This window comes from Galbibacter kalidii, from assembly GCF_026241135.1.
Lineage (GTDB): Bacteria > Bacteroidota > Bacteroidia > Flavobacteriales > Flavobacteriaceae > Galbibacter.
The window spans coordinates 29,627-50,969 of the sequence record NZ_JAPFGA010000011.1; the positions used below are offsets into that span (position 1 = coordinate 29,627).

General features: G+C 36.2%; 18 protein-coding genes. 13 read left to right on the forward strand and 5 right to left on the reverse strand.

Going from position 1 to position 21,343, the window contains the following annotated elements; all coding sequences use genetic code 11:
* Nucleotides 1-80: 80 nt before the first annotated feature.
* Together OOZ15_RS11880 and OOZ15_RS11885 are read right to left on the reverse strand one after the other, a co-directional pair.
* A complete protein-coding gene (locus tag OOZ15_RS11880) occupies nucleotides 81-1,505 on the reverse strand; it encodes a RagB/SusD family nutrient uptake outer membrane protein (protein WP_265956634.1) in 1,425 nt (474 codons plus the stop codon).
* 18 nt (nucleotides 1,506-1,523) lie between these two features.
* Nucleotides 1,524-4,544, reverse strand: coding sequence for a SusC/RagA family TonB-linked outer membrane protein (locus OOZ15_RS11885; protein ID WP_265956635.1), 3,021 nt, complete (start codon nucleotides 4,542-4,544; stop codon nucleotides 1,524-1,526).
* Nucleotides 4,545-5,713: 1,169 nt separating this feature from the next.
* Between OOZ15_RS11885 and OOZ15_RS11890 the strand changes: the two genes are divergently transcribed.
* Nucleotides 5,714-6,043 carry a helix-turn-helix domain-containing protein gene (locus OOZ15_RS11890; protein ID WP_265956636.1) on the forward strand — a complete coding sequence of 110 codons (330 nt, stop codon included), beginning with the start codon at nucleotides 5,714-5,716 and terminating at the stop codon, nucleotides 6,041-6,043.
* Nucleotides 6,044-6,109: 66 nt separating this feature from the next.
* On the opposite strand, the gene OOZ15_RS11895 is transcribed toward OOZ15_RS11890, so the two are convergent.
* On the reverse strand, nucleotides 6,110-6,388 hold the full coding sequence (locus tag OOZ15_RS11895) for a hypothetical protein (RefSeq protein WP_265956637.1): 279 nt from the start codon (nucleotides 6,386-6,388) through the stop codon (nucleotides 6,110-6,112).
* Nucleotides 6,389-6,427: 39 nt separating this feature from the next.
* On the opposite strand from OOZ15_RS11895, the gene OOZ15_RS11900 reads away from it, so the two are divergent.
* From OOZ15_RS11900 to OOZ15_RS11950, 12 genes are all read left to right on the forward strand, one after another.
* The gene (locus OOZ15_RS11900; RefSeq protein WP_265956638.1) at nucleotides 6,428-6,574 is read left to right on the forward strand and encodes a hypothetical protein; all 147 of its coding nucleotides are present in this window, start codon (nucleotides 6,428-6,430) and stop codon (nucleotides 6,572-6,574) included.
* 415 nt (nucleotides 6,575-6,989) lie between these two features.
* Nucleotides 6,990-7,673, forward strand: a complete 684-nt coding sequence (locus OOZ15_RS11905; protein WP_265956639.1) for a Type 1 glutamine amidotransferase-like domain-containing protein — start codon at nucleotides 6,990-6,992, stop codon at nucleotides 7,671-7,673.
* Nucleotides 7,674-8,089: 416 nt separating this feature from the next.
* Nucleotides 8,090-8,494, forward strand: a complete 405-nt coding sequence (locus OOZ15_RS20445) for a glycosyl-4,4'-diaponeurosporenoate acyltransferase CrtO family protein (RefSeq protein WP_416337321.1) — start codon at nucleotides 8,090-8,092, stop codon at nucleotides 8,492-8,494.
* 1,081 nt (nucleotides 8,495-9,575) lie between these two features.
* Nucleotides 9,576-10,487, forward strand: coding sequence for an arginase family protein (locus OOZ15_RS11910; RefSeq protein WP_265956640.1), 912 nt, complete (start codon nucleotides 9,576-9,578; stop codon nucleotides 10,485-10,487).
* 378 nt (nucleotides 10,488-10,865) lie between these two features.
* Entirely contained in the window at nucleotides 10,866-11,432 is a 567-nt protein-coding gene (locus OOZ15_RS11915) for a cysteine hydrolase family protein (protein ID WP_265956641.1), read from the forward strand.
* Nucleotides 11,433-11,565: 133 nt separating this feature from the next.
* Entirely contained in the window at nucleotides 11,566-13,095 is a 1,530-nt protein-coding gene (locus tag OOZ15_RS11920) for a dienelactone hydrolase family protein (protein ID WP_265956642.1), read from the forward strand.
* 45 nt (nucleotides 13,096-13,140) lie between these two features.
* On the forward strand, nucleotides 13,141-14,193 hold the full coding sequence (locus OOZ15_RS11925) for a serine hydrolase domain-containing protein (protein WP_265956643.1): 1,053 nt from the start codon (nucleotides 13,141-13,143) through the stop codon (nucleotides 14,191-14,193).
* Nucleotides 14,194-14,369: 176 nt separating this feature from the next.
* On the forward strand, nucleotides 14,370-14,615 hold the full coding sequence (locus OOZ15_RS11930; RefSeq protein WP_265956644.1) for a hypothetical protein: 246 nt from the start codon (nucleotides 14,370-14,372) through the stop codon (nucleotides 14,613-14,615).
* Nucleotides 14,616-14,645: 30 nt separating this feature from the next.
* The gene (locus OOZ15_RS11935; RefSeq protein ID WP_265956645.1) at nucleotides 14,646-16,283 is read left to right on the forward strand and encodes a serine hydrolase; all 1,638 of its coding nucleotides are present in this window, start codon (nucleotides 14,646-14,648) and stop codon (nucleotides 16,281-16,283) included.
* Nucleotides 16,284-16,392: 109 nt separating this feature from the next.
* Nucleotides 16,393-17,901, forward strand: a complete 1,509-nt coding sequence (locus tag OOZ15_RS11940) for a S41 family peptidase (protein WP_265956646.1) — start codon at nucleotides 16,393-16,395, stop codon at nucleotides 17,899-17,901.
* A 620-nt stretch (nucleotides 17,902-18,521) separates the two neighbouring features.
* Nucleotides 18,522-18,764, forward strand: coding sequence for a type II toxin-antitoxin system ParD family antitoxin (locus OOZ15_RS11945; RefSeq protein WP_265956647.1), 243 nt, complete (start codon nucleotides 18,522-18,524; stop codon nucleotides 18,762-18,764).
* Entirely contained in the window at nucleotides 18,761-19,063 is a 303-nt protein-coding gene (locus tag OOZ15_RS11950) for a type II toxin-antitoxin system RelE/ParE family toxin (RefSeq protein ID WP_265956648.1), read from the forward strand. Before OOZ15_RS11945 ends, OOZ15_RS11950 begins: the two co-directional genes overlap by 4 nt.
* Before the next feature lie 304 nt (nucleotides 19,064-19,367).
* Here the strand turns inward: OOZ15_RS11950 and OOZ15_RS11955 are convergent, their stop codons facing one another.
* Nucleotides 19,368-20,753, reverse strand: coding sequence for a helix-turn-helix domain-containing protein (locus OOZ15_RS11955; protein ID WP_265956649.1), 1,386 nt, complete (start codon nucleotides 20,751-20,753; stop codon nucleotides 19,368-19,370).
* Between the two features lie 101 nt (nucleotides 20,754-20,854).
* Nucleotides 20,855-21,031 carry a hypothetical protein gene (locus OOZ15_RS11960; RefSeq protein WP_265956650.1) on the reverse strand — a complete coding sequence of 59 codons (177 nt, stop codon included), beginning with the start codon at nucleotides 21,029-21,031 and terminating at the stop codon, nucleotides 20,855-20,857.
* Nucleotides 21,032-21,343: the final 312 nt, after the last annotated feature.

A 21,343-nucleotide genomic window follows, 5' to 3' on the forward strand; every position in this document is an offset into this window, starting at 1 on the left:
AAATAGAATCATCCATAGTTTTCCCATAAAACATACCATTCTTTTAGTGGATATATTTATATGTTGATCTTTTTGACACATTAGTAACCCGGATTTTGTGGTTCAAGATTTGGATTTACTAAAAGCTCATCCTCTGGTAACGGCAATAGCTTATCTGTACTATCCCATCCTGGTTTTCCGTTTAATATTGCATCTAACTGACCGTTACGTTTTAAATCAAAAAAACGATGCCCAAATTCAGTAAATAGCTCATGCCGACGTTCTTGCAAAATCAGAGCTAATAAAGCTTCCTTATTTGAAGATTCAATTAGTGGAAGTCCTGCCCGCTGTCGTACCATATTTAAATCAGAGTCAGCACCTCCTAAATTTCCGAGCTGGGCTCTAGCTTCACTACGAATCAAATATTGCTCAGCTATTCTAAAAACAACAGTGAGTTCCTTTGTGGTTTCAGTAGTAACGTTTTGTTTATACTTATATGCATGATACCACATCTTTTCACCATCTGACAAACCTCTTATCCAAGAGGCTAACCTTAGGTCATCAGCATCAAAACTCTCCACTAGTTTTAATGTCAAAGCCACATGTCCCGGCGGTGGGCTGTTAAAAAAATATTCAGTGGCATCAATCGTATTACTACCATCTAATTCTTGTGACCACTGCCATATGGTAGTTTTACTTTCTTTTAAAAAAACAGATTCCAAATCATCACTCCAAGGGTACAAGTCCTGTTTGTTTATGACGTAGGTAGATGCTTCCTCTGCTTGTTGCCACTTACTATTATAAAGATAAACCCTGGCCAATAATGCCATCACTGTAGACTTATTGGGGTGTGTTCTATTATTGGTGGTGTATGAATCCTTAAGTAAATCAGAAGCCTTTCTTAGATCATCTATTATCTTATTGAATATCTCCGACTGTGAAGTTTTGGATATTACGGTGTTAACTTCATAATCTGTTGTTGTTACATATGGAATATCTCCATAAAGCTGAGATAAATAAAAATGTATTAATCCTCTGACAAACAGCGCTTCCCCTTTAATTTGATTTATATTTTCCCCTGAAAGATGAACTGACTTATCTACCCTTTCTATGATATCATTAGCGCAATAAATCTGATAATAAGCATCATTCCACCATCTATTGACAGCTAGATTTGAAGACGTAAGTGAGTTCTTATGAAAAAACTCAGGTTCAGAACTTGCGGTTCCGTAATGATCCAATTCATCACTGTAGTTCCCCATACGGGATCCTAAATACCCTAGTATTCCACTATCCCTCATTTCTGCATAAATGGCATTAAGGGCAGCTTTTGCAGATTCTGAATTATCGAATACATCATCTGCATTCAATTGTGAGGTCGGCAGTTCCACTTCAACAAAATCTTCACAAGAGTTTAAAAATAGCCCCCAAACCATAATTAGGCTCAGGAGAAAGGATCTTAAGAATAGGTGTAAATAAGAAAGTATATTTCTTTCAGTAAAAAATATATGAATATACCGTTTCATGATTTTGTGTTTTTTATGTTAAAAATTTAATTGCACTCCGGTAGTTAATACCTGAAGGGGTGGTAAACTATTAGTGTAGATAGATTCTGGATCATAACCATCGTATCCCGTTATGGTCAGTAGGTTTTGCCCCTTTAATAAAAAACTGCACTTTATTGATCTGAGTACTTCTTTAGGAAGGGTATATGACAAGGCAATATTTTTAAGCCTTATATAAGAGGCATCCCCAATCATGGCATTACTCTGATAGTAGTTTACAAACCTCTGATAAACTTCTGTATTTAACCCAGTTGTATAGGGTTGGTATGTAGCATTGCCGCCAGGTTGTTGCCACCGATCCTGAACACTCCTTAATTGGTTTGACATTCCACCAGGTAATCCTGTACTATAAACCCCCTTGTAATTGTCCTGCTTTACGAATTGAAATAAGAAATCCAATGTGAATCCTTTGTATCTAATATTATTTTGAAACCCTCCAAAATACCTGGGTGTAAAGTCATGAATGGCCTCTCTATCATCTTGACGAGAAAGGATTCCATCCTCATTATAATCGGTAAATTGATATAATCCACTTTCAGGATCTAATCCCAAATAATTATATTTTTTAAATATATTGAGGGGTTCCCCGATAACATAGCTATTGGCATACGTCGATTCTTCTAATCCAGGAAAAGCGACAAGCTTATTTCGGTTTAAACTAATATTAAAAGAAGTAGACCAGAAAAAATCATTCCCTCTAAGATTTTCAGAGTGTAGTGAGAACTCCCAGCCTTTATTTTCAACCGTAGCATTGAGGTTGGCTTGAATAGATGAGAACCCGGTAGTTCCCGGTAATGGGATTCCCACCAGTTGGTTAGAAGACCGGTTTTTATAATAGGCAGCTGTAAAGAATAGACGATCCTTAAAAAATCCTGCTTCTAATGCGAACTCCAGTTTTTTGTTTTCTTCCCAGCTAAAATTAGGGTTAAAAAGCCTTGAAGGCGCCATTACAGGTATGCCGTCGTATCTGTTTCCATTGACGACATAAGTATCCAAGTATTGGTAATCACCTATTTGGTCATTACCGGTCACCCCATAACTTCCACGAAATTTCCCAAAACTTAAGATCCCCAGATATTCTTTAATCCAAGGTTCTTCAGAAAACACCCAAGCACCTCCTATAGCACCGAAATTAGCAAACTGTTTTCCTGGGCCAAATCGACTGGAGCCATCCCTTCTGCCAGTTATATTTATAATATATCTATTCTTATAAGATAGGTTCAACCTTCCAAATACCGCATTGTATTTATAAACGGTTTTGTCATCTGTAATGACTTCCTGGTAGGAGGCTGCCGCTATATTTTCCATTAAGCTATTACTTGAAAAACCACTACCAATCATTACAAGTCTGGATGAGGCTTGTTTTTGGAATGTACCTCCAACCAAAAGAGAGGTTTTAAACTTACCGAATTCTTTTGCGTAAGAAAGCTGAGGCTCAATAATCCATGAATTCAAAACCGTCCGATTCTTTCGTATTAAAGTAAATTCACTGGTAAACCCCCAAGCTGGGTTATATCGGGTAGACGGACTAATAGAATGCTCCAAAAAGCGAGTATCAGTATACCCCATACTCGTCTTTAATTCCATACCTGGCAAAATCTTATATGAAATTAAAAGATTGCTAATTAGATTTTTACTATCTGAACTATAGATATCTTCCAAAGTGCTTAGTGGGTTTGTCCAGGTACTGTTCTCCCAATTTAGGCTTCCATCATCATTGTATAGGGCCGGGGCATTGGGAGCCAATTGATCAATTAGTGGCATAAAAGAACCTCCAAACAAATCATTATCTTGAATCGTAAATCCAGTTGACAAATTATATCTAAACCTTTCGTCCTTTGATTTGTGACTAATACTAGAGTGAACTCCAAGTTTATTATAGCTGTTATCACCGGGGAAAACGGTAGTTTCCCTATGATAATTACCACTTAACCTGAATTGGGTTTGTTCACCTCCTCCTGATATTGATCCGTTGATATCCATAAATTCAGAGGTGCCTCCTGTAAATACCTCCTGCCAATCTGTATAGCGGTTTTGATCCCAGATTCCGTTGATATCATATGCATTTGCAGGATATTCGGTAACGCCGTCATTCGCATAAGCTTCTCTCCTCATTTGTAAATATTCCTCCGTATTCATCAAATCAAAATAACTGTTAACCCTACCGGTTCCATATGAGTAATTTAAATTAAACTGTGGTTTTCCTTTTTTAGTTGTTATTAAAATAACCCCATTGGCACCTCTGGAACCATAAATAGCCGTAGCATCTGCATCCTTTAGGACTTCGATACTCGCAATAGAATTTGGATCAATATTGTTCAAAGGCGTCCTTAACCCCGGAATAGCACTATTATTTGTATAGGCAGACCCGATACTTTCCGATGAATAAGGAACTCCATCAATAATATAGAGGGGATCATTTCCTTCAGAGCGAAGGCTATTTTGTCCTCGTATATGAATTTGAAAACTACCCCCGGGAACTCCAGAGTTTTGGGTAATTAATACCCCAGGAATACGCCCCTGCATAGTTGCCAATACTTCAGTTACAGGCTGGGTTTCTATATCCTTAGAAGAAATCTTGGCAATACTCCCCGTCCGTTCCTTTTCGGAAACCGTATAATACCCGGCATTAACAGTTACAGCTCCCAAATCTGTAACTGCTTCTTTTAGTTGGACATCAATAATTGACTTCTCTCCTACCCTTCTTTCCTCAACCTGAAAGCCTATATAGGAGAAAGTTAAAACATCGGAAGGGTGTGCGCTGATTATGTAGGCTCCATCTCGGTTTGTGAATGTACCCGATCGGGAATTTTTAATGAGAACATGTACGCCCTCAATGGGAACGCCTTGACTGTCAGTGACCACACCCTCTATCCGATGCTGGTCTTCATCATTGGGTATTGTTGTATTTGCTTTAGTTTGTGCTATAACTGTAAAGCCATAGAGCAACAGGAGCAAAAATATCAGGCTCCTATACCTTATTGTTTGTGTGTTTTTCATATTTTTGAATTAGTTTTAAATGAAACGTTAGTTTTGTTTGAACCATGGCCTCCTGCGATACCTTCCACAATATTCAGGAGGCCTTTTTTATAGTACATAGTATTAACATTGTTAATTTACACCCCTAAGGTCCCCTCAAGGGGACAATCCCACCATTTAAGCGGAGTTGGTAGACCATACAGGAAAAAACCTTTTTCCCTTTTGTGTTAATTGATTTGTGACAATCTATCATCCTTGAGTTTTGATTAGTGTTAATTTTCAAGGTATATCCTTATTTTCGCACACCGTACATCATGTACGGGTATCACCATATCCCGGCTAGGCCGGGAAGTTCCCTGTCAGCAGTTTATAGGGTGTAAAACCGTTAAGAATGGTCGAAACCTTGGAGACCATTTAGGTTTTACACCCTGGTTTGGTTGCCTAAGCAACCAAAAAACCTCGCGACAGGGCGTCTTTTTCTTTGGTTCGTTTCTTTTGGACGAGCAAAAGAAATGAACAATAATGTCTATGTTTGTTTTCGTCACATGGCCGGTTGCCATGATTATGTGCAGTTCGTCAGTTACAGGAGATATACCATTTCTATTCCAGAATTGGTATATAATGTCTAAATACCGGGGCTGTATCTATACAGCCTAAAAGTCTATCGTCACTCCTTAACATAAAAAGGGCCTTACAGCCTGTATTGCAAGCTGCTTGCATAATTTGCCCGCACATCGGCTGGCCCCTCACTAAAAATGTCCACCGGACATTTTCTTAACGTTCGGTCCTATACAGGACACTTTGGTTTTTTAGGAAAAAGGATATAGTATACCGTAAACACAATACCATATTGCGCTTTGGTAATCTTTAAACCCTTATACCTTATGCTGTTTAATAGGTTTTCCATTTTTAAACCTTACGTTATTGCAAAACCCCAGTTAAAATGAAGAAACCAATGCTAAGAAATGTTGAGAAATCCTAATGTATATAAACAAATGGGCGTGGAAACTCAACTTATTGCATCAAAGGTACTGGTATACCCGCAAACAAATAAGAGAGAAACCCACGCCCGGGTCGTGAGCAAATCTGCTTATTATCTCGTTTGCTAAAAAATTACCAGTTTTTTGATGCGAGATTCAAAGCAATTGCTTCTAATATTTTTCTAAAAGAAGAATCACAAATATATGTTATTGAAACAAATATATGAAAATTATTCAATATTCGGATTTGAATCCGAGATATTTTTGTTGAGTCTGCTTTTCTTTGTTATAATGGTAGATAGGAATCGCAAAATAGTAGAGTATATTGCTGCGAAATGGATCAGTAAAGTAACAAATAATAGTGAATTCGCTGATAAAAACAATATTGGCGAAAAAACTGTTAGGAGTATTAGGGATGATAAATCGTATAGAACTAGTTTTGAAACTATTGAAAACATTTGTGTCGCTCAAAATATGAATTTATCTGATTTTTTTAAAGAAGCAGAAGAAATGTTTCCCGAAATAAAAATAAAAAAGTAAACAAAATATAAACTTTATGATTAGCCAATCCGATGGGATTGGTTTTTATTTTTGCAACAATTACTGTCATATAAGCGAATCTAAATTACTATATCTATCCAGTTTATCACCCGTTTTAAAACTTACCTTGTTTACAATTTTGTTGGTTATGGTATTGTATTCAACCTCGACAAAAAACTTATTGACCGCATATAATGCATATCTAGTTGTTCCTTCTAGATGGTGGCATATATTAGGTTTTTTGGTATTTATTGGGTTTATAGGGTTTATAGGGTATGTGATTTCCGTTTCTACATAATTTAACACCTTAGGTTGCGGAATCCCGTAATGTGCTTCAAAAACCATTTGTTTTCTTCGAAGGAATAACAAATAAATCTAATCATTATGTCAGTAAAACATATACCAACAGGAGAAGCCCATAAAGGACAAAAAGGAGGACAAACAGGTTGTGGATTTGACACTCGAGAAAATCCAAGTCATTGGGTAAACACAGATGAAAGAATTACATGCGATAAAAATGGGTGCAAGTAGAACAGGAGTAAGTGCCAATCTGCTGTGATTGGCTTTTTTGTTCTTATGGCTTGAATGAGTGAAGCTTACATGTGGTAATGATTCATAAACTATTAGGTTGTATAAAAATGAAAAAAAATAGTATGTTTACAAGAGCTAAGCATACTTTTTAAAATTATTGGCTGGGATATAAAGAATAAAAACCTGTGCATAGCCCCCAAATTTTCGGGATAAACAGGGAAATGTTGGGGGTATAAACAAGTTAGCGGCCATTTGTATGACAAGATCATTCAAGGTTTGCAACACTATGTATTACATATTAAGTGTTGTTTTAAACATATTAAAATTTAAGATTTAATTACAACCTTCGAGTTAACTTTGGTTATTGGCAACTTAAAAATAAATTTATCAAGCAGGATAATGATATTGAAATAAAATGAAACTTCTTCTCACTTCTGCCGGCATAAGCAATACGAGCATACGCAATGCACTTGTTGACCTCTTAAATAAACCGATTACTGAGGCAAGTGCTCTTTTTATACCCACCGCAATATATGCAATAGCCGAAGGTACTGACATAGCAAGAAAGGTGATTTGCGGAACATTAGGTGACCCTTTCTGCGAATTGGGTTGGAAGTCATTGGGAGTGCTGGAACTGACTACGCTGCCCAGCATTAAAAAAGAACTCTGGATCCCGACACTCCAGAAAACTGATGCTTTACTGGTTGGAGGCGGTGACTGCCAATATCTGTGTTACTGGATGCAGCAGTCCGGATTGGCAGAACTCTTACCATCGCTGCTACTCAAGACGGTCTACGTGGGTCTGAGTGCTGGGAGTATGATTATGACCCGCTTTGGAACGACCTATGATAACCATACTCTGCTAGGAAAAAGTGATAAATCTCTGGGAATTGTTGATTTTGCCCTACATCCTCATCTGGATCACGAATCGTTTCCAGAAAATTCTTTGGCAAATTTAGAAAAGTTAGCTACTACGATACCTGTACCATCTTATGCGATTGACGACAATACAGCCATTAAAGTGACTGATGGAAACATCGAAGTTATCTCCGAGGGACAGTGGAAGCTATTTGCTCCAGACAAAGCAACGAACCGCTAGTCGAGTAGGTAAAGGGGAGTCTCACCCCTAAACTTCTCTCAGAACCGTTGGGCAACATACAAAGAAAGCCCACGCACAAACAGGTACATTTGGTTTTGCCGACATACAAAGCCAACGCTGAAAACCAAATGTGCCTGCTCATCCGACCTCATAGCCTCGGTATATGGTTCGTGTTCCTCAGTACCGAAATTTGCTTAATATTGCTCATTATTCAATCGCAATAACCTTCACTGCATACCTCACGATATACCAGCTTGCGACTTGCTAATGGTTCAAAGAGCCTGTCCTGAGCGTAGACGAAGGGTTATCCCTGCCCATAAGGGACTTGCACCCTCTAGATTAATATCATATCTTCGATATAATAAAGATGCCCATGCTGGGCACACACAATAGTACAAACACTTAGGATATCATTCATGAGGCAATATTTTAATCCCAAGAAGTTTGAGTTTTACAAGAGCAAAAGCATTTATGAATTTTTGGGTATTAAATGGTTCAAAAAATACTTGATTACGGATGGGGATTTAGTAAGGCGTTGGAAAAACGTGAAACAAATAAGCGCCAGAAATAAAGACAGGTTTAATGAACTTTATAAAGCTGAGCGAAACACAAAAAAGTATGAGATAATCCACTTGATATTTTTACTCATCTTTATTTTGATTGTTGGTATGGAATACGAGAATATATCAACCTTTAACTGGGTTATTATTTTATTAATCAACTTATACGCTAATATCTATCCAATTTTCTTGCAACGCTATAACCGAATCAGAATAATTAGGGTACTTACAAAAAATGGATATAAAAGCCCATATGAATAAAACATTAGAAATATTAGACACTTTGGAACAGCTTTGAACTAACAATTAAATTTGACTGATTTTGAAGAAGTGAAGTATGGGTTACAGAGGCGCATATGAAACTCGGTAGATGAAAACTACGACACGCCAACATTATGTAAGAATCATAGCTGCACAAAGCCAGCTCGCGAACCCAAGCTACGATTCTTACATTTATTGTTGCCATTCATTGCGAAACGCACTCGGAAATGGAAAAATTGGATTCTATAAGAACTGATTTTTAACAAAGAAAATGCTTAGTAAATTAAGCTGAATTCTCGCTCAAATGCGGAATGAAAATCACAATGGAATTTAGCAAGTTCCGAAATCGCTCTCTCAAACAGAATTGAAAACAACTAATAATTGAAAAACAAAACGCTGAATTTAAAACGAAAATGAAAAAAACTTACTTTATATATTTAATAATTATCGGAAATATTGTGCTTATGATTTACAATATTTCGAAAGTTGACTTTGACAATCTTCAGGAAATACCTTTTAGTATTATTTCGAATGTCATTTTAATTATTGCAATGATAATTACAATGCTAGTTATAATGAGAGATGCAAAGAAAAATAATAATCAAAATTAAAAAGTTAATAAAACGAAATGCTAACCGAATTAATTCAAACGGTAAAAAACAGAAAACAAAATATAGTTGAATAGTTTAAAGCTTGAAAAACAACGAAATGGCAACAACGTGTATAAAACATAGCTATTATAGGATTTCCAAGAGGTTTTTGCTAATTTAGTAAGACCGCCAAATTTTTAAATTTGGCTTTTTGAGAAGTTTAAAATAAGAAGAAAAATTTAAAACTTCGACTCTGTGTTTAATCGAAAAGTTAGCGTCTTTTTACACGCTATTTGCACCCTCTAGATTAAAGTTACTTTTAGCGTAATTAAAAAGATGCCCATACTGGGCACACACAATTTGTATAATTCATAAGGGTTTCAGAGGTTTTCGAGCGGTATCACCTGCATCAATTTTAGTGATAATTGACAGATTTTAAACCCTCAATCCCTTACGAAATCATACACTAAACGTTATGTGCAAGCTGAAAAATGAACAGTAACAAAATTAATATATTAGAATTCCCTTCAAATTTAGGTCTAAAAAAGACTGAATCTGAAATTGAACCAGGCGTCAAAAAACTACCGGAGTGGTTAAAAAGACACGGTTTTCATAAAAAAATTAATCCGTATAATATTTTAAGAATAGAACCGCCTGAATATGCAATGGATTTCGACGTTGAATCAAGCGTCAGAAATGCAGACAACATAATTGAATACGCAATTAATCAAAGTAAAATGCTGTCCGACAAATTGGACGAAAATACTTTTCAACTAATCATTGGCGGAGACTGTAGCATTCTCATTGGCAACTCAATCGCCCTAAAACAAAAAGGCAACTACGGACTTTTTTTCCTTGACGGACATACCGACTTTATTTGGCCCGAACTTTCTGGAACTGGTGGTGCAGCAGGAATGGATTTGGCAATCGTTACTGGCTACGGGCACGATAAACTGTCCAATATTTTTAATCAAAAACCTTACTTCAAAGAAAAGAACGTCTTTTGTGTTGGCAATAGAGAATACGACCAAGAATATGTACGTCCGATTTTGGAATCGGAAATAAAATATTTCGATTTAAAAACATTAAGAAACAATGGACTTGCAAAAACTGCAAATCGATTTTTGGAATTAGTACGGAAAAATAATTTAGATGGATTTTTTATTCATCTTGACGTGGATGTTTTGAACGATAAAATTATGCCTGCCGTTGACAGCAGAGGAATTGACGGACTTACATATAAAGAGTTTAGGGAATTGCTAATCCCGTTGCTATCAAGCAAAAAAGCTGTTGGAATTGAAATTACGATTCTCGACCCTAATTTAGACCCAAAAGGGAAATATACAAATGAGTTTATAAAGAACTTCATTGAAATAATAGAATGCGGAAAAGCCTGCACATAACAATGGCAATCGTTGCACAAGCATTAATTTTATAAAAACAAGATACAAATCAGCCCTTTTAAGGGCTTTCATTTTACCGTGTAATTTAGTTGCATGCTAAAATCACGAGGATTAAAATGTGCCGTATGAGTGCTTTTAATACAAAACATACATCTTGCATACTTGCTGCGCCACTGAACGAAGTATCGCATGCTCTTCAAATGTTGAATAAAAATGAAAAAAAATAGTATGTTTACAAGACCCTAGCATGCTTTTTAAAATTATTGGCAGGGATATAAAGAATAAAAACCTGTGCATCGCCCCCCGAGTTTTCGGAATAAACAGGGAAATGTTGGGGATATAAACAAGTTGTGTAGCATAAAACAATAAATAAAATCAATGAAATTACGAGAAAAGAAACCTGCATTAATCCTAATAGATGTTCAAAAGGCTTTTTTAGATGAAGACTATTGGGGAGGGAACAGAAATAACAAAGATGCTGAAATTATTTGTGGTGAAATTTTGAATAAATGGAGAGAATTAAACTTGCCAATTTTTCATATCAGACACAGCTCCAAAAACTTGAAGTCAAAATTACATATCTCTAACGGAGGATTTCAATTTAATGAAAATGTAACGCCAACCGAAAACGAACCAATAATTACCAAAGACGTAAATAGTGCTTTTATCGGAACGGATTTAAAAGAGCAGTTAGAAAATTTGAATATCGATACGTTAGTGATAGTTGGAATAACTACAAATCACTGTGTATCTACTACAACTCGAATGGCAGGAAACTTCGGTTATGAAACATATCTAATTTCAGATGCGACTGCAACGTTTGACCGAATTGGAATTAACGGAGAAAAATATGACTCTGAAATTATACATTTAACAACACTTGCTAATTTAAATGAGGAATTTGCTACCGTGTGGAGCATTAAAAAATTAATGAAAGAATTATAAGACGCTGCACAACAAAAAATAAACGCCATTAACAACGGGTGTTTATTTAGAATGTTAGCGGCAAGCTAAAGCGAATACTGTAACAATAAATAAATAATCGAATCTTTAAAAGTGAACACTAACTGATTTCATTATGAGATTGACTATTCTAAAAATTTTGATCCTTTTCCAAGCTAATCTTATCGCTGCACAGACCTCACTCGAGGAAATTGACCTTGAAAACGGAAAATACAATGTAGGATTTCAACATTATACAACTTCTGACAGTACAAGAACTTATAGTAGAATCTATGACTACACCAACAAAAAGATAACAAGACCAATTCCAGTAAGTATATGGTATCCTTCTGAAGAAAATGTAGTTAACGGAGAGCCGTTGGTGGTTCTAGATTACCTTGAAATCCTAAAAAAAGAAGAAGAATGGGAACATTTGCCCAATGAACAAATATTAAACTGGTTTGATTATCCCAACACACCTGCAAATCAAAAACACCTTGTCGAACAAACAACAGCATATGCTAAAGCAGAATTCGAAAAAGGAAAATTTCCGGTGATTGTCTACGCACCAGGCCTCCACAGATCATCAATCGAAAACTTTGCCCTTTGCGAATATCTGGCAAGTCACGGTTTTGTTGTGATATCAAGTCCAAGTCGAGGAACCGAAACCCGTTGGTTCAGCAATAACAACGCAAAGGAAATGGAAACCCAGGCCAGGGATGTAGAGTTTTTGATGAAAGAAGCAGGCAAATTTCCAATTGCGAATTATGACAAAATTGCACTAATGGGTTTTAGCGCTGGCGGTTTATCAAATATCATCGTACAAAATCGCAATGACAATGTAAAGGCTATTGTTAGTCTTGACGGCAAAGAAAGATATGCATATGAGCTACTGAACCAATCACCGTTTTTTGATGCTCAAAATATAGATGTCCCGTACATTCATATGGCACAGAAAGACATTCCTGAACTCGTCTTGAAAGAAGATCATATTAATGCTGAACTTAACACAAAATTTCAGTTATTCGACAGTTTATCGAAGAGTAGGGCATATCGATTAAAGTTTCACAACCTTACACATGGCTATTTCAGTACTTTGGACGTTCTCTTTGCCAATAGGGATAAAAGACAAGACAAAAGCGATGCTGAAATCATGGAATCCTACAAATGGGTTGCGACGTACACATTGAATTTTTTGGAAGCCACTTTAAATAAGGATAAAAACGCATCAAAGTTCATCGAAAACAATCCGCGTAATCATGGAGCTACAAATAGCCTAGTCACTCTAAAAATTAAACAACCGGAAAAAGATGAGTTCACGTTTCGGGATTTTAACGACCTGGCATCAAACCGAAACTATGAAAACTTATTACAACTTTATGACTCCATAGCGAAAATGCATCCTTCGTTAGAAATTCCGGAAGGCCATTTAAATTACCTTGGACTACAACTTGTTTTCAATCCAAATACATCTTTGCAAGGAATACATGTATTTTTATTGGCAACCAAACTTTATCCGAATTCTGCGAATCTTTACGATAGCTTAGCAGAGGGATATTTGTTCATGGACAACAAAGAAAAGGCTATTGAAAGTTTTGAAAAGGTTTTGGAGTTAAATTCCCAAAATCAAAACGCCATAAGCCGATTGGAACAACTAAGGGAGTAAAGTCCGTCGCTAACATTGGCGGTAATCTTGAACATATTAATCCTAATGAAAAAATATTGCTTTCTACTTCTTTTTATTTCAACATCCTGTTTTGGACAAAAAGAACAAATTGATAGTATTCTAGATAAAGAATATAAACTAGGTCATTTCAATGGCTCTATATTGGTAATGAAAAACAACAAAATAATAACCGATTTAAACAAGGGTTTTGCAAATTTCCAATTTAAAGTTCCTATTGACGAAAAGACTAAATTCCCCATCGCATCAACAACAAAATTATTTACGGTAATTGCAATTCTACAACTTCAGGAAAAAGGAAAACTTAAGTTTAATGACAAAATATCAAAGTATATTGATAGCTTGCCAAAAAAATGTACGAATATTACAGTTTCAGACCTTTTACTCCATAAATCAGGATTGGCTAATGAACCCATAAAAGCTTATCTCTCTAAATACAAACTAGATAATTTTATCAAAAATTTTGTAAAGAGAAAACAACCACTTCACTCTATCAATTTTAATTATAATAACGTAGATTACATTCTATTGTCATTAATCATAGAAAAAGCCACAAACCTAACTTTTTCAAAAGCAATAGAAAATCAAATTTTAGAACCTTTAAATTTACCCAATACTGGATTTGTGAGTGAAAGTGAGGTAATTCCAAATCTTGCCTATGGATATCATAATTACACATTTGGGAGTGGGAAACCAAGCGACAAACTTTACAATGACAGGAGATTTATATCAAATTATTATGGCGCAGGTCAAATGTATTCTACCACTTGGGACTTATATCATTTAATAAAAGCACTAAGAAATGACAAATTTATTTCTGAACAAAGCAAAATTAAATATCTGACTAAAAAACAAGATAATAATTACATAGATTGGTTACAAGGTTACCCAACATTTGGGTTTTTCTTAGATGATAAAACATACAGTTTTCCTATTTTAAGAAGAGGCGGAAATATTGATGGTTTTAATTCAGAAATTATAACGGATAAAAAATTCAATAGAATAGTAATTATTCTTTGCAATACAGACACGGCAGACTTAAAAGAAATTAGCAATAAAATATTTAGCTTGATAGAATAAAAACTACCTCCAGCACCGGTAACCGATTTGCACAAGCCACTAGTTTTATAAAAACAAGGGATATATTTAAATTAAAACATTGTTAAAATAAAAAAGAATGCAATTACTGTAACAATCCAATAAAAAATGGCTCTTTATAATACGGAGAAGCTTAGCTTATTAATGACCAAAAACATATGAAATATTTTTTATCATCATTTAAACCCTTGTTTTTTGCAGTCATCCTATGTATCTCCTTTTCTGTTATTGCACAGGAAGAGGAATTATGGTTTGGGACCTACACCGATGAAAACGGAAAAATCCTTCAAGGGCGTTACCTGGTGGTTCAACAAGGAAGTGCCATTAAGAGCCTTAGACTTACACCTTACGGGAGAACTCCGGTCGATTTTAATATTATCGAAAATGATACAGGAAAACCTTAGGGAATATTCATCAATCAAAAATCATCCAAAATGAAACGGTATATATGTCTTTTACTTCTTTATACGTTTTCGCTATTTCCCTTACTTGCCCAGAAGATGAACGACCAATTGGGTTCGATCGTCGAAAACAAATTTTCGGCACAGTCCCCGGGAGCGGTCATTGCTATAGTTAAAAACGGGCAAACCCTTTATCAAAGGGCTATCGGTAAAGCCAATATGGAACTGGATGTACCTCTTGTCCCCGAACATGTTTTTCGTATCGGCTCCCTTACCAAACAATTTACAGCTGTGGGGATCTTACAACTCATGGAAAAAGGAAAACTTTCCCTTGATGACCCTATCACCAAATATATCCAGGACTACCCTGGGTACGGAGATTCCATTACTATTGCCCAGTTGCTGTCCCATACCTCCGGAATTGTCAACTATACCAGTATGGAAGGGTTTGCCTCCCCGGATATCCGTAGACAAGATATGACTCCCCAGGAGCTCATCAATTACTTTAAAAACGAACCTGTACGCTTTAAACCAGGGGAACGTTTTGAATACTCCAATTCCGGTTATGTGGTCTTGGGATATATCATCGAACAGGTGTCCGGAATGTCCTATGAAGATTTTATGAAGACCTCTATTTTTGAACCGTTAAAGATGTTAGATACACATTATGACCATACTTCCAAAGTCATTCCGGGAAGGGTTTCCGGATATTCAAGACACGGGAAAGAATATAAAAACGCTGATTACCTGAGCATGTCGCTCCCCTATGCCGCTGGTTCCCTGATCTCCAGTTCCCGGGACCTACAGCGGTGGAACCAAGCTGTTCTTAATAATACGTTGTTGGACACCTCTAGCTGGCATATGGCACTTCAGCCATATCATATTAATAACGGAACCCTTATTTCTTATGGTTTAGGATGGCGTATGGGAAACATCCAGAGTATCCCAACAGTAAAGCATGGAGGCCTGGTCAACGGGTTTGCCAGTTATTCACTGATCGTTCCGGAAGAAAAACTTTCAACGGTTATTTTAACTAATTGCAATTGTTATCAAAACCTAGATAAGCTCGCCACTGAACTGACAGCTATTATGATGGAAAAACCTTTTGATTTTCCCATAGTTAACGTTCCCGTCAAAGAACTGGGGGCTTACCAGGGACTTTATGAAAATGACCAGGGAGAAAGGCGGATGATACGCCTGGAAGACGGAAAACTGCTCTTGTTTTCCATTGGGGGGACCAAATCGGAACTCCTGCCTTTCCCGGAAAACAAATTGCATATCGCTAACACCCTGGATTACCTTATTTTTGAAAAAGAAGACAATAAAGCCAGTCGGACCTTCAAGTTTATGAATACCAATATCCCTACTAACTGGCAGCGTATTAATAACAAAGTTACTGCCAGAAAACCATACTCACTTTCCATCCGGCAACTGGATCGTTATGTGGGAAAATATAAGTTTTCATCCAAATTTATCCTGACCATTGAAAGACACCAGAAAAAACTATATGGTGTGGTAGGGAATGACAAAAAGGAACTGGTTCCTTTTAAAAAACATTCTTTCTTTGTCAGGGTTTTTGATGCTACCCTGGTGTTTCATCCGGGTAACAGGGGAGAAATAGTGCGTATGACTAAAATTCAGGGAGATGAGCAAATAGCTCAAAAATTGTAATGCAAAAAAGAAACTCATCAGGCTATTTCTTGTTTAAAAATCTTTTCTATTTTGGGAATACCCCTTGTAGCCTAAACCATTGGACGTAATTTTAAACAAACCCTCTTTAATGAAACTAAAAATCCTGATTTTAACAATATTTAGTCTTTGTTCCATTTTCTCTAATGCACAAAGCAATTGGCTGACAAAAAAGCAGATAACTGAAGACATTGAATTTCTAACAAAAACTCTAAATGAAAAATCGTCCTATGTTTACCTAAACGGATATGACTTCAATAACGATTTTGAAAATTATCTAAAAACCATAGGGGACTCCACCCGACTTGAAGATTTTGGTCTGTTTATTACCAAAACTTTGGCGAAAATCGGAGACAGGCATTCCTCCTTGTCAACAATAAGAGGTTATGATTTAAACGAATCTCTCTTTTTACCATTCATTTACGCACCTGTAAACGATAAGGTTGTTGTTTTGAATTTTGACCAGAACAAAAATTTAAAAATCTTCAACCCTAAATTTCCTTATCTCAAAAAGATTGAGGGAACGGATATTAATAATTTCCTGCAAAAAACACGTCCCGAAGATATAAAAGCCCCTAAAGAAACCTATTTTACATTGGCCGTCAGGGATATTCGGGACATCCAAAAAAATTATACACTTCTCGACAAACCATTACCAAAAGAAATCGAATTGACACTTTCAGATTCTGCTTTCCAAAATGACACTACTTTGACTGTTTCGGTAGTTAACAAATCAGAAAGATTACGCCCTTGGGACGAAAAATTTGAAAGAGATTATCTTTTCATAGAAGATGAAGACTTTAATAAACCTGAAATCTTTGAAAAACTATTTAGCATAAAAGACAACATTGCTTATATCAAGCTTCCTGAAATGGTCAACAAAGATGAAGCCCCTCTTCTTTTTGACAAAGTCAACTCATTTATGAAATCTATCCAAAATGACAGCAGAGCTTTGATTATTGATGTAAGAGCCAACAGTGGCGGAACCCGTGATTTGTTATATGAATTTGCAAAATATTTCATTCATCCCGATTCCGTGTATGTTGTAAACGCCACAAGACAAAAAGGTCCAATTCCATTACCTAAAGAATGTATAGAACGATTACACAGCAGGTTTTTGTTTTCCTTTTCTGAATTGGATAATAAAGAGCAAAAAAAGGCTACTGAATTTTTGGAAACCTTTAAACCAATCTATGAATTGGATGAAAAAAAATACAGCGAATATTATTTTGGATTGTTAAATGGAAGAAAATTAGCTAAACAGTCTTTTTACTACAATAAACCTGTTTACATTATGGCCAATGAAAAGACTTTTAGTGCAGCATCCGTTTTTGTTGCTGCTTTTAAGGGATTACCGAATATCAAAATTGTCGGTGTAAGAACAGACGGCTCAAGTGGTAACAGCGATTGGGTTGACTTGCCTAACTCAAAATTATTTGGAAAAATCAGCACAATGGTTTCTTTTCAAAAGGATGGAAAAATCCTTGATGGTTACGGAACAGCCCCCGACATAAGAATTGAAAGAGACCTTGATCAAGTTCTTTGGAAATCGGACACACAACTTGAAAACTTACAAAATTCAATACTGACCGAAAATTAAAAAACTAGGTACAATAGCTAAGCGTTCGTGTGGTCGGAACGGCCAAACATGAACGCCGTGTTGACTATGCTGGGTTTGCTTTTCTCATATAGGAAACCGAGAGATACTTATATTTAAAATAATACTTTTTATTTCCGTAAACATCAAAAAACCGGATCGTTCCTGAAAAGCTGTGGCTTGAAAAAATAAAAGCTGCCGGATTCTCTCTCGGCAGCTCTAACTAACACAAATAATTTAATCAAATTATATTAAAAAGGTTTTTCCTTTTCTGGTAATAAAATAAATTGCGAATACGTTTTACCCGTAAGATATTTTATTGCGGCCTCCTGCAATTCTTTAGCCGTTAATGAATCAGCAAAAGAATTATAATCCAAAATATCTTTAGCTTACATGGTAATGATTCATAAACTATTTAGGTTGAATAAAAATGAAAAAAAATAGTATGTTTACAAGAGCCTAGCATACTTTTTAAAATTATTGGCAGGGATATAAAGAATAAAAACCTGTGCATAGCCCCCCGAATTTTCGGAATAAACAGGGAAATGTTGGGGATATAAACAAGTTGTGTACAATTTGAAAATATTACCAATATTTGGTATATTTGAATAAAAATTTCCAAAATGGGGAAAAACACATCAATATCACTCGGAAATCATTTTGAGGATTTCATTAGAGAAGAAGTAAAATCTGGAAGATATGGTTCTGTCAGCGAAGTTATTCGTTCAGCATTGCGATTGTTAGAACGTGAAGAAAAAAAGGAAAGAGAACTGATTAAAGCTCTTGAAGTCGGCGAACAAAGCGGATTTGTTGAAAATTTTGACCCTAAACAAAATCTGACCAAATTACATCGCCAACACTTATGAGTAAAAACAAATATCGAATAAGTAAACAAGCGATTGATGATTTAAATGATATTTGGGCTTATACTTTTCACAAATGGTCGAAAGAACAAGCCGATAGATATTATGATTTGATAATTGCGGAAATTGAGTTTATAGCTGACAATTTTATGGCTGGAGAGTCAGCGGAACAAACTCGAAAAAATTATCGAGTGACTAAAATAAAATCCTATTTGATTTTTTATCGAAAAGCGGAAAACGACATCGTGGAAATCGTTAGAATTTTACACCAACGAATGGATATAAAAAAACGACTGAAATAAAAAACTCCACACAACAACAATAACCGTTGCGCAACCCTATAATTTTACAAAAACAAGATACAAATCAGCCCTTTTAAGGGCTTTTATTTTATAGTGTAATTTAGTTGCAAGCTAAAATTACGAGGCTTAGAAAGGAGTAAAAAGCGATGTATGATAACTTTTAAAGAAAAGCAAACACCCTGCAGGCTTATTGCCCCGCTTTTAGTGCATTTTTCGATGAATTTAAGGTGCTTTTTAAGGTTGTAGGCAATGGCAGCATTTTTATTTCCAGTAAGGCACGACCTAATACCATAAATTAACCCGCTTATTTCAACTTATCCAACTCCTTCAGATAAAAAGATGGTGGTATCCCATATTTTGCTTTAAATGCATTGGTAAAACGGGCTGTGGTAGTATATCCCGCCTCTTTGGCAAGGGCTTTAATAGAATACTTTCTAGCCATAGCATCCGTCTTAAGTAGCTCGATAATATAATTCAACCTTAACTCATTAAGGTAATCAGGAAATTTTTGCCCCCGAAAATGAGAAATGACCTGTGATACATATTTGGTATTGGTATCAGTATATACGGCCAGTCTTTCCAGGTTTATATCCTCATTTTTAAACTTCAGGCCCTTTTCAAATTTATCCAGCTGTTTTAAAATAGTATCAACGGTTTCTTTGGGTATATCCAGGGTTCCCACTTCTGCTTCCTCAACTTTTGTAGGGAGGCTTCCATGATACATCAGGGCCTTAAACCTTTCCCTATATTTCTTTTTGATGTTGTAAAACCGAAAAGCCCCGAAAAACAACAGTATAGCCAATAATGATGCTCCCCCGGTCAGTAGCACTTCTTTTCGTTTTTTCTTTTCCAGTAAATCCGTTACCCGTTGTTTCTCCCGAATCAGCTTTGCCGAATTATATTCCCTGTACATTTTGCCGGAGAGGTATTTATACCGTTCCTGAAGCACACTATCCACCTTTAGCAGCTGCTCTATATAATACAGGTACATATCCGTGCTATCTTGGTGCTGGTAATAATTCATCAACAGCCTATAATTCTCTTTCAACTCCGGCTTGATATAACCGGTTTTTTCAAAAATGGAATCCACCCGTTTAAAATGGGAAATCCCCTCTGCTTCCCTGTTCAATGCTTTATGGCTTTTCCCTAAGTAAAAATGGGTTATGGCAACATTGGCAAAGTCTTTTTTGGTTTTCACAGCCGGCAATGCACTATCCAGCTTCGCTATGGCCAATTTAAAATTTTGCTCCCCGTATTTATTAATGCCTGCCGATTGCATAAAATAGGGAACCATAGCGGTATCCCCCAATTGCTTCCCTTCTTTTACCCCCCTTCGGTTCAACTTATTGCTCATTCCATAATTTTTCATTTGGGTATGACACCGTGCCAATGCGTGCAATGATTTCATATAAGCTTTTGCCTGTTTGTCCCTAAAATAATGAAGACTCAAATTAAACAGCTTAACAGCATCCGGGTATTGTTCCAACTGATAATAAATCTGTGCTAAATTGTATTGTATTTTGTGTATCAGGTAAGGCTGCCCTGTTGTGGTATTAGCCAATTTTTCGGCTAACAGTAAATGATCCAATGCCTGTCTATACTTCCTGTCATTTAAAAATACCATCCCCTTAGTGACATGTGCAGCACTGATCAAGGCTGTATCCCTTGATGCTACCGCAGAAATGATCATACTGTCAACATAAACCAACCTCAGGGAATCCCCGGAAAAATGGAGGTAGTATTTATAGCCATTAACAATTTCTTTCCGGTTATTTTCCGCTTTCGCCTTATTTAAAAAGTGCTTAAGTAAAGGGCTCTTCTTGAATCGTTGTTGCTGTTGCGCTTAATCTTTACAAACAAGGCATCATAGGTTTCACCTTTAAGCGAATCGTGAATTTTATAATCAATTTCCTGGGCTGATAACCCGTTTGATAAAAATAAAGCTGTAATAAGTAAAAGTCTGTTCATTATTGTTCGGGTATGGGCAATCCACAAACCACCTAAACTGCCTCCCAGCCTCCCGCCATTGGCGGAGAGGAAAGGAGATACTCTCACTCCCCCTTTGGGGGAGCGGGAGGGGGCTAAGCGGACTCGGATACTTCATTCTTCAAAATATAGAGGGAATTCATTAAAGATACACTTAAAACCAATACAAACTATCGACTAACAAGGGTTTTTTAAGTAAAAACAGCTCCTTGGTTTTCGGAAAATCAACGTTGATTTTCCGAAAACCCACATACAACCATTTGCGACAAAGCCTACTATAACTATAGATTTGCT

Excerpts from the sequence above, each read along its gene's own strand:
- OOZ15_RS11895 (WP_265956637.1), bottom strand. The coding sequence starts at position 6,388 with ATGGTTTTTGAAGCACATTACGGGATTCCGCAACCTAAGGTGTTAAAT.
- OOZ15_RS11885 (WP_265956635.1), bottom strand. The coding sequence starts at position 4,544 with ATGAAAAACACACAAACAATAAGGTATAGGAGCCTGATATTTTTGCTC.
- OOZ15_RS11880 (WP_265956634.1), bottom strand. The coding sequence starts at position 1,505 with ATGAAACGGTATATTCATATATTTTTTACTGAAAGAAATATACTTTCT.
- OOZ15_RS11900 (WP_265956638.1), top strand. The coding sequence starts at position 6,428 with ATGTCAGTAAAACATATACCAACAGGAGAAGCCCATAAAGGACAAAAA.
- OOZ15_RS11925 (WP_265956643.1), top strand. The coding sequence starts at position 13,141 with ATGAAAAAATATTGCTTTCTACTTCTTTTTATTTCAACATCCTGTTTT.
- OOZ15_RS11960 (WP_265956650.1), bottom strand. The coding sequence starts at position 21,031 with ATGAACAGACTTTTACTTATTACAGCTTTATTTTTATCAAACGGGTTA.
- OOZ15_RS11915 (WP_265956641.1), top strand. The coding sequence starts at position 10,866 with ATGAAATTACGAGAAAAGAAACCTGCATTAATCCTAATAGATGTTCAA.
- OOZ15_RS11905 (WP_265956639.1), top strand. The coding sequence starts at position 6,990 with ATGAAACTTCTTCTCACTTCTGCCGGCATAAGCAATACGAGCATACGC.
- OOZ15_RS11910 (WP_265956640.1), top strand. The coding sequence starts at position 9,576 with ATGAACAGTAACAAAATTAATATATTAGAATTCCCTTCAAATTTAGGT.
- OOZ15_RS20445 (WP_416337321.1), top strand. The coding sequence starts at position 8,090 with ATGAGGCAATATTTTAATCCCAAGAAGTTTGAGTTTTACAAGAGCAAA.
- OOZ15_RS11955 (WP_265956649.1), bottom strand. The coding sequence starts at position 20,753 with ATGATCATTTCTGCGGTAGCATCAAGGGATACAGCCTTGATCAGTGCT.
- OOZ15_RS11950 (WP_265956648.1), top strand. The coding sequence starts at position 18,761 with ATGAGTAAAAACAAATATCGAATAAGTAAACAAGCGATTGATGATTTA.
- OOZ15_RS11930 (WP_265956644.1), top strand. The coding sequence starts at position 14,370 with ATGAAATATTTTTTATCATCATTTAAACCCTTGTTTTTTGCAGTCATC.
- OOZ15_RS11940 (WP_265956646.1), top strand. The coding sequence starts at position 16,393 with ATGAAACTAAAAATCCTGATTTTAACAATATTTAGTCTTTGTTCCATT.
- OOZ15_RS11935 (WP_265956645.1), top strand. The coding sequence starts at position 14,646 with ATGAAACGGTATATATGTCTTTTACTTCTTTATACGTTTTCGCTATTT.
- OOZ15_RS11945 (WP_265956647.1), top strand. The coding sequence starts at position 18,522 with ATGGGGAAAAACACATCAATATCACTCGGAAATCATTTTGAGGATTTC.
- OOZ15_RS11920 (WP_265956642.1), top strand. The coding sequence starts at position 11,566 with ATGAGATTGACTATTCTAAAAATTTTGATCCTTTTCCAAGCTAATCTT.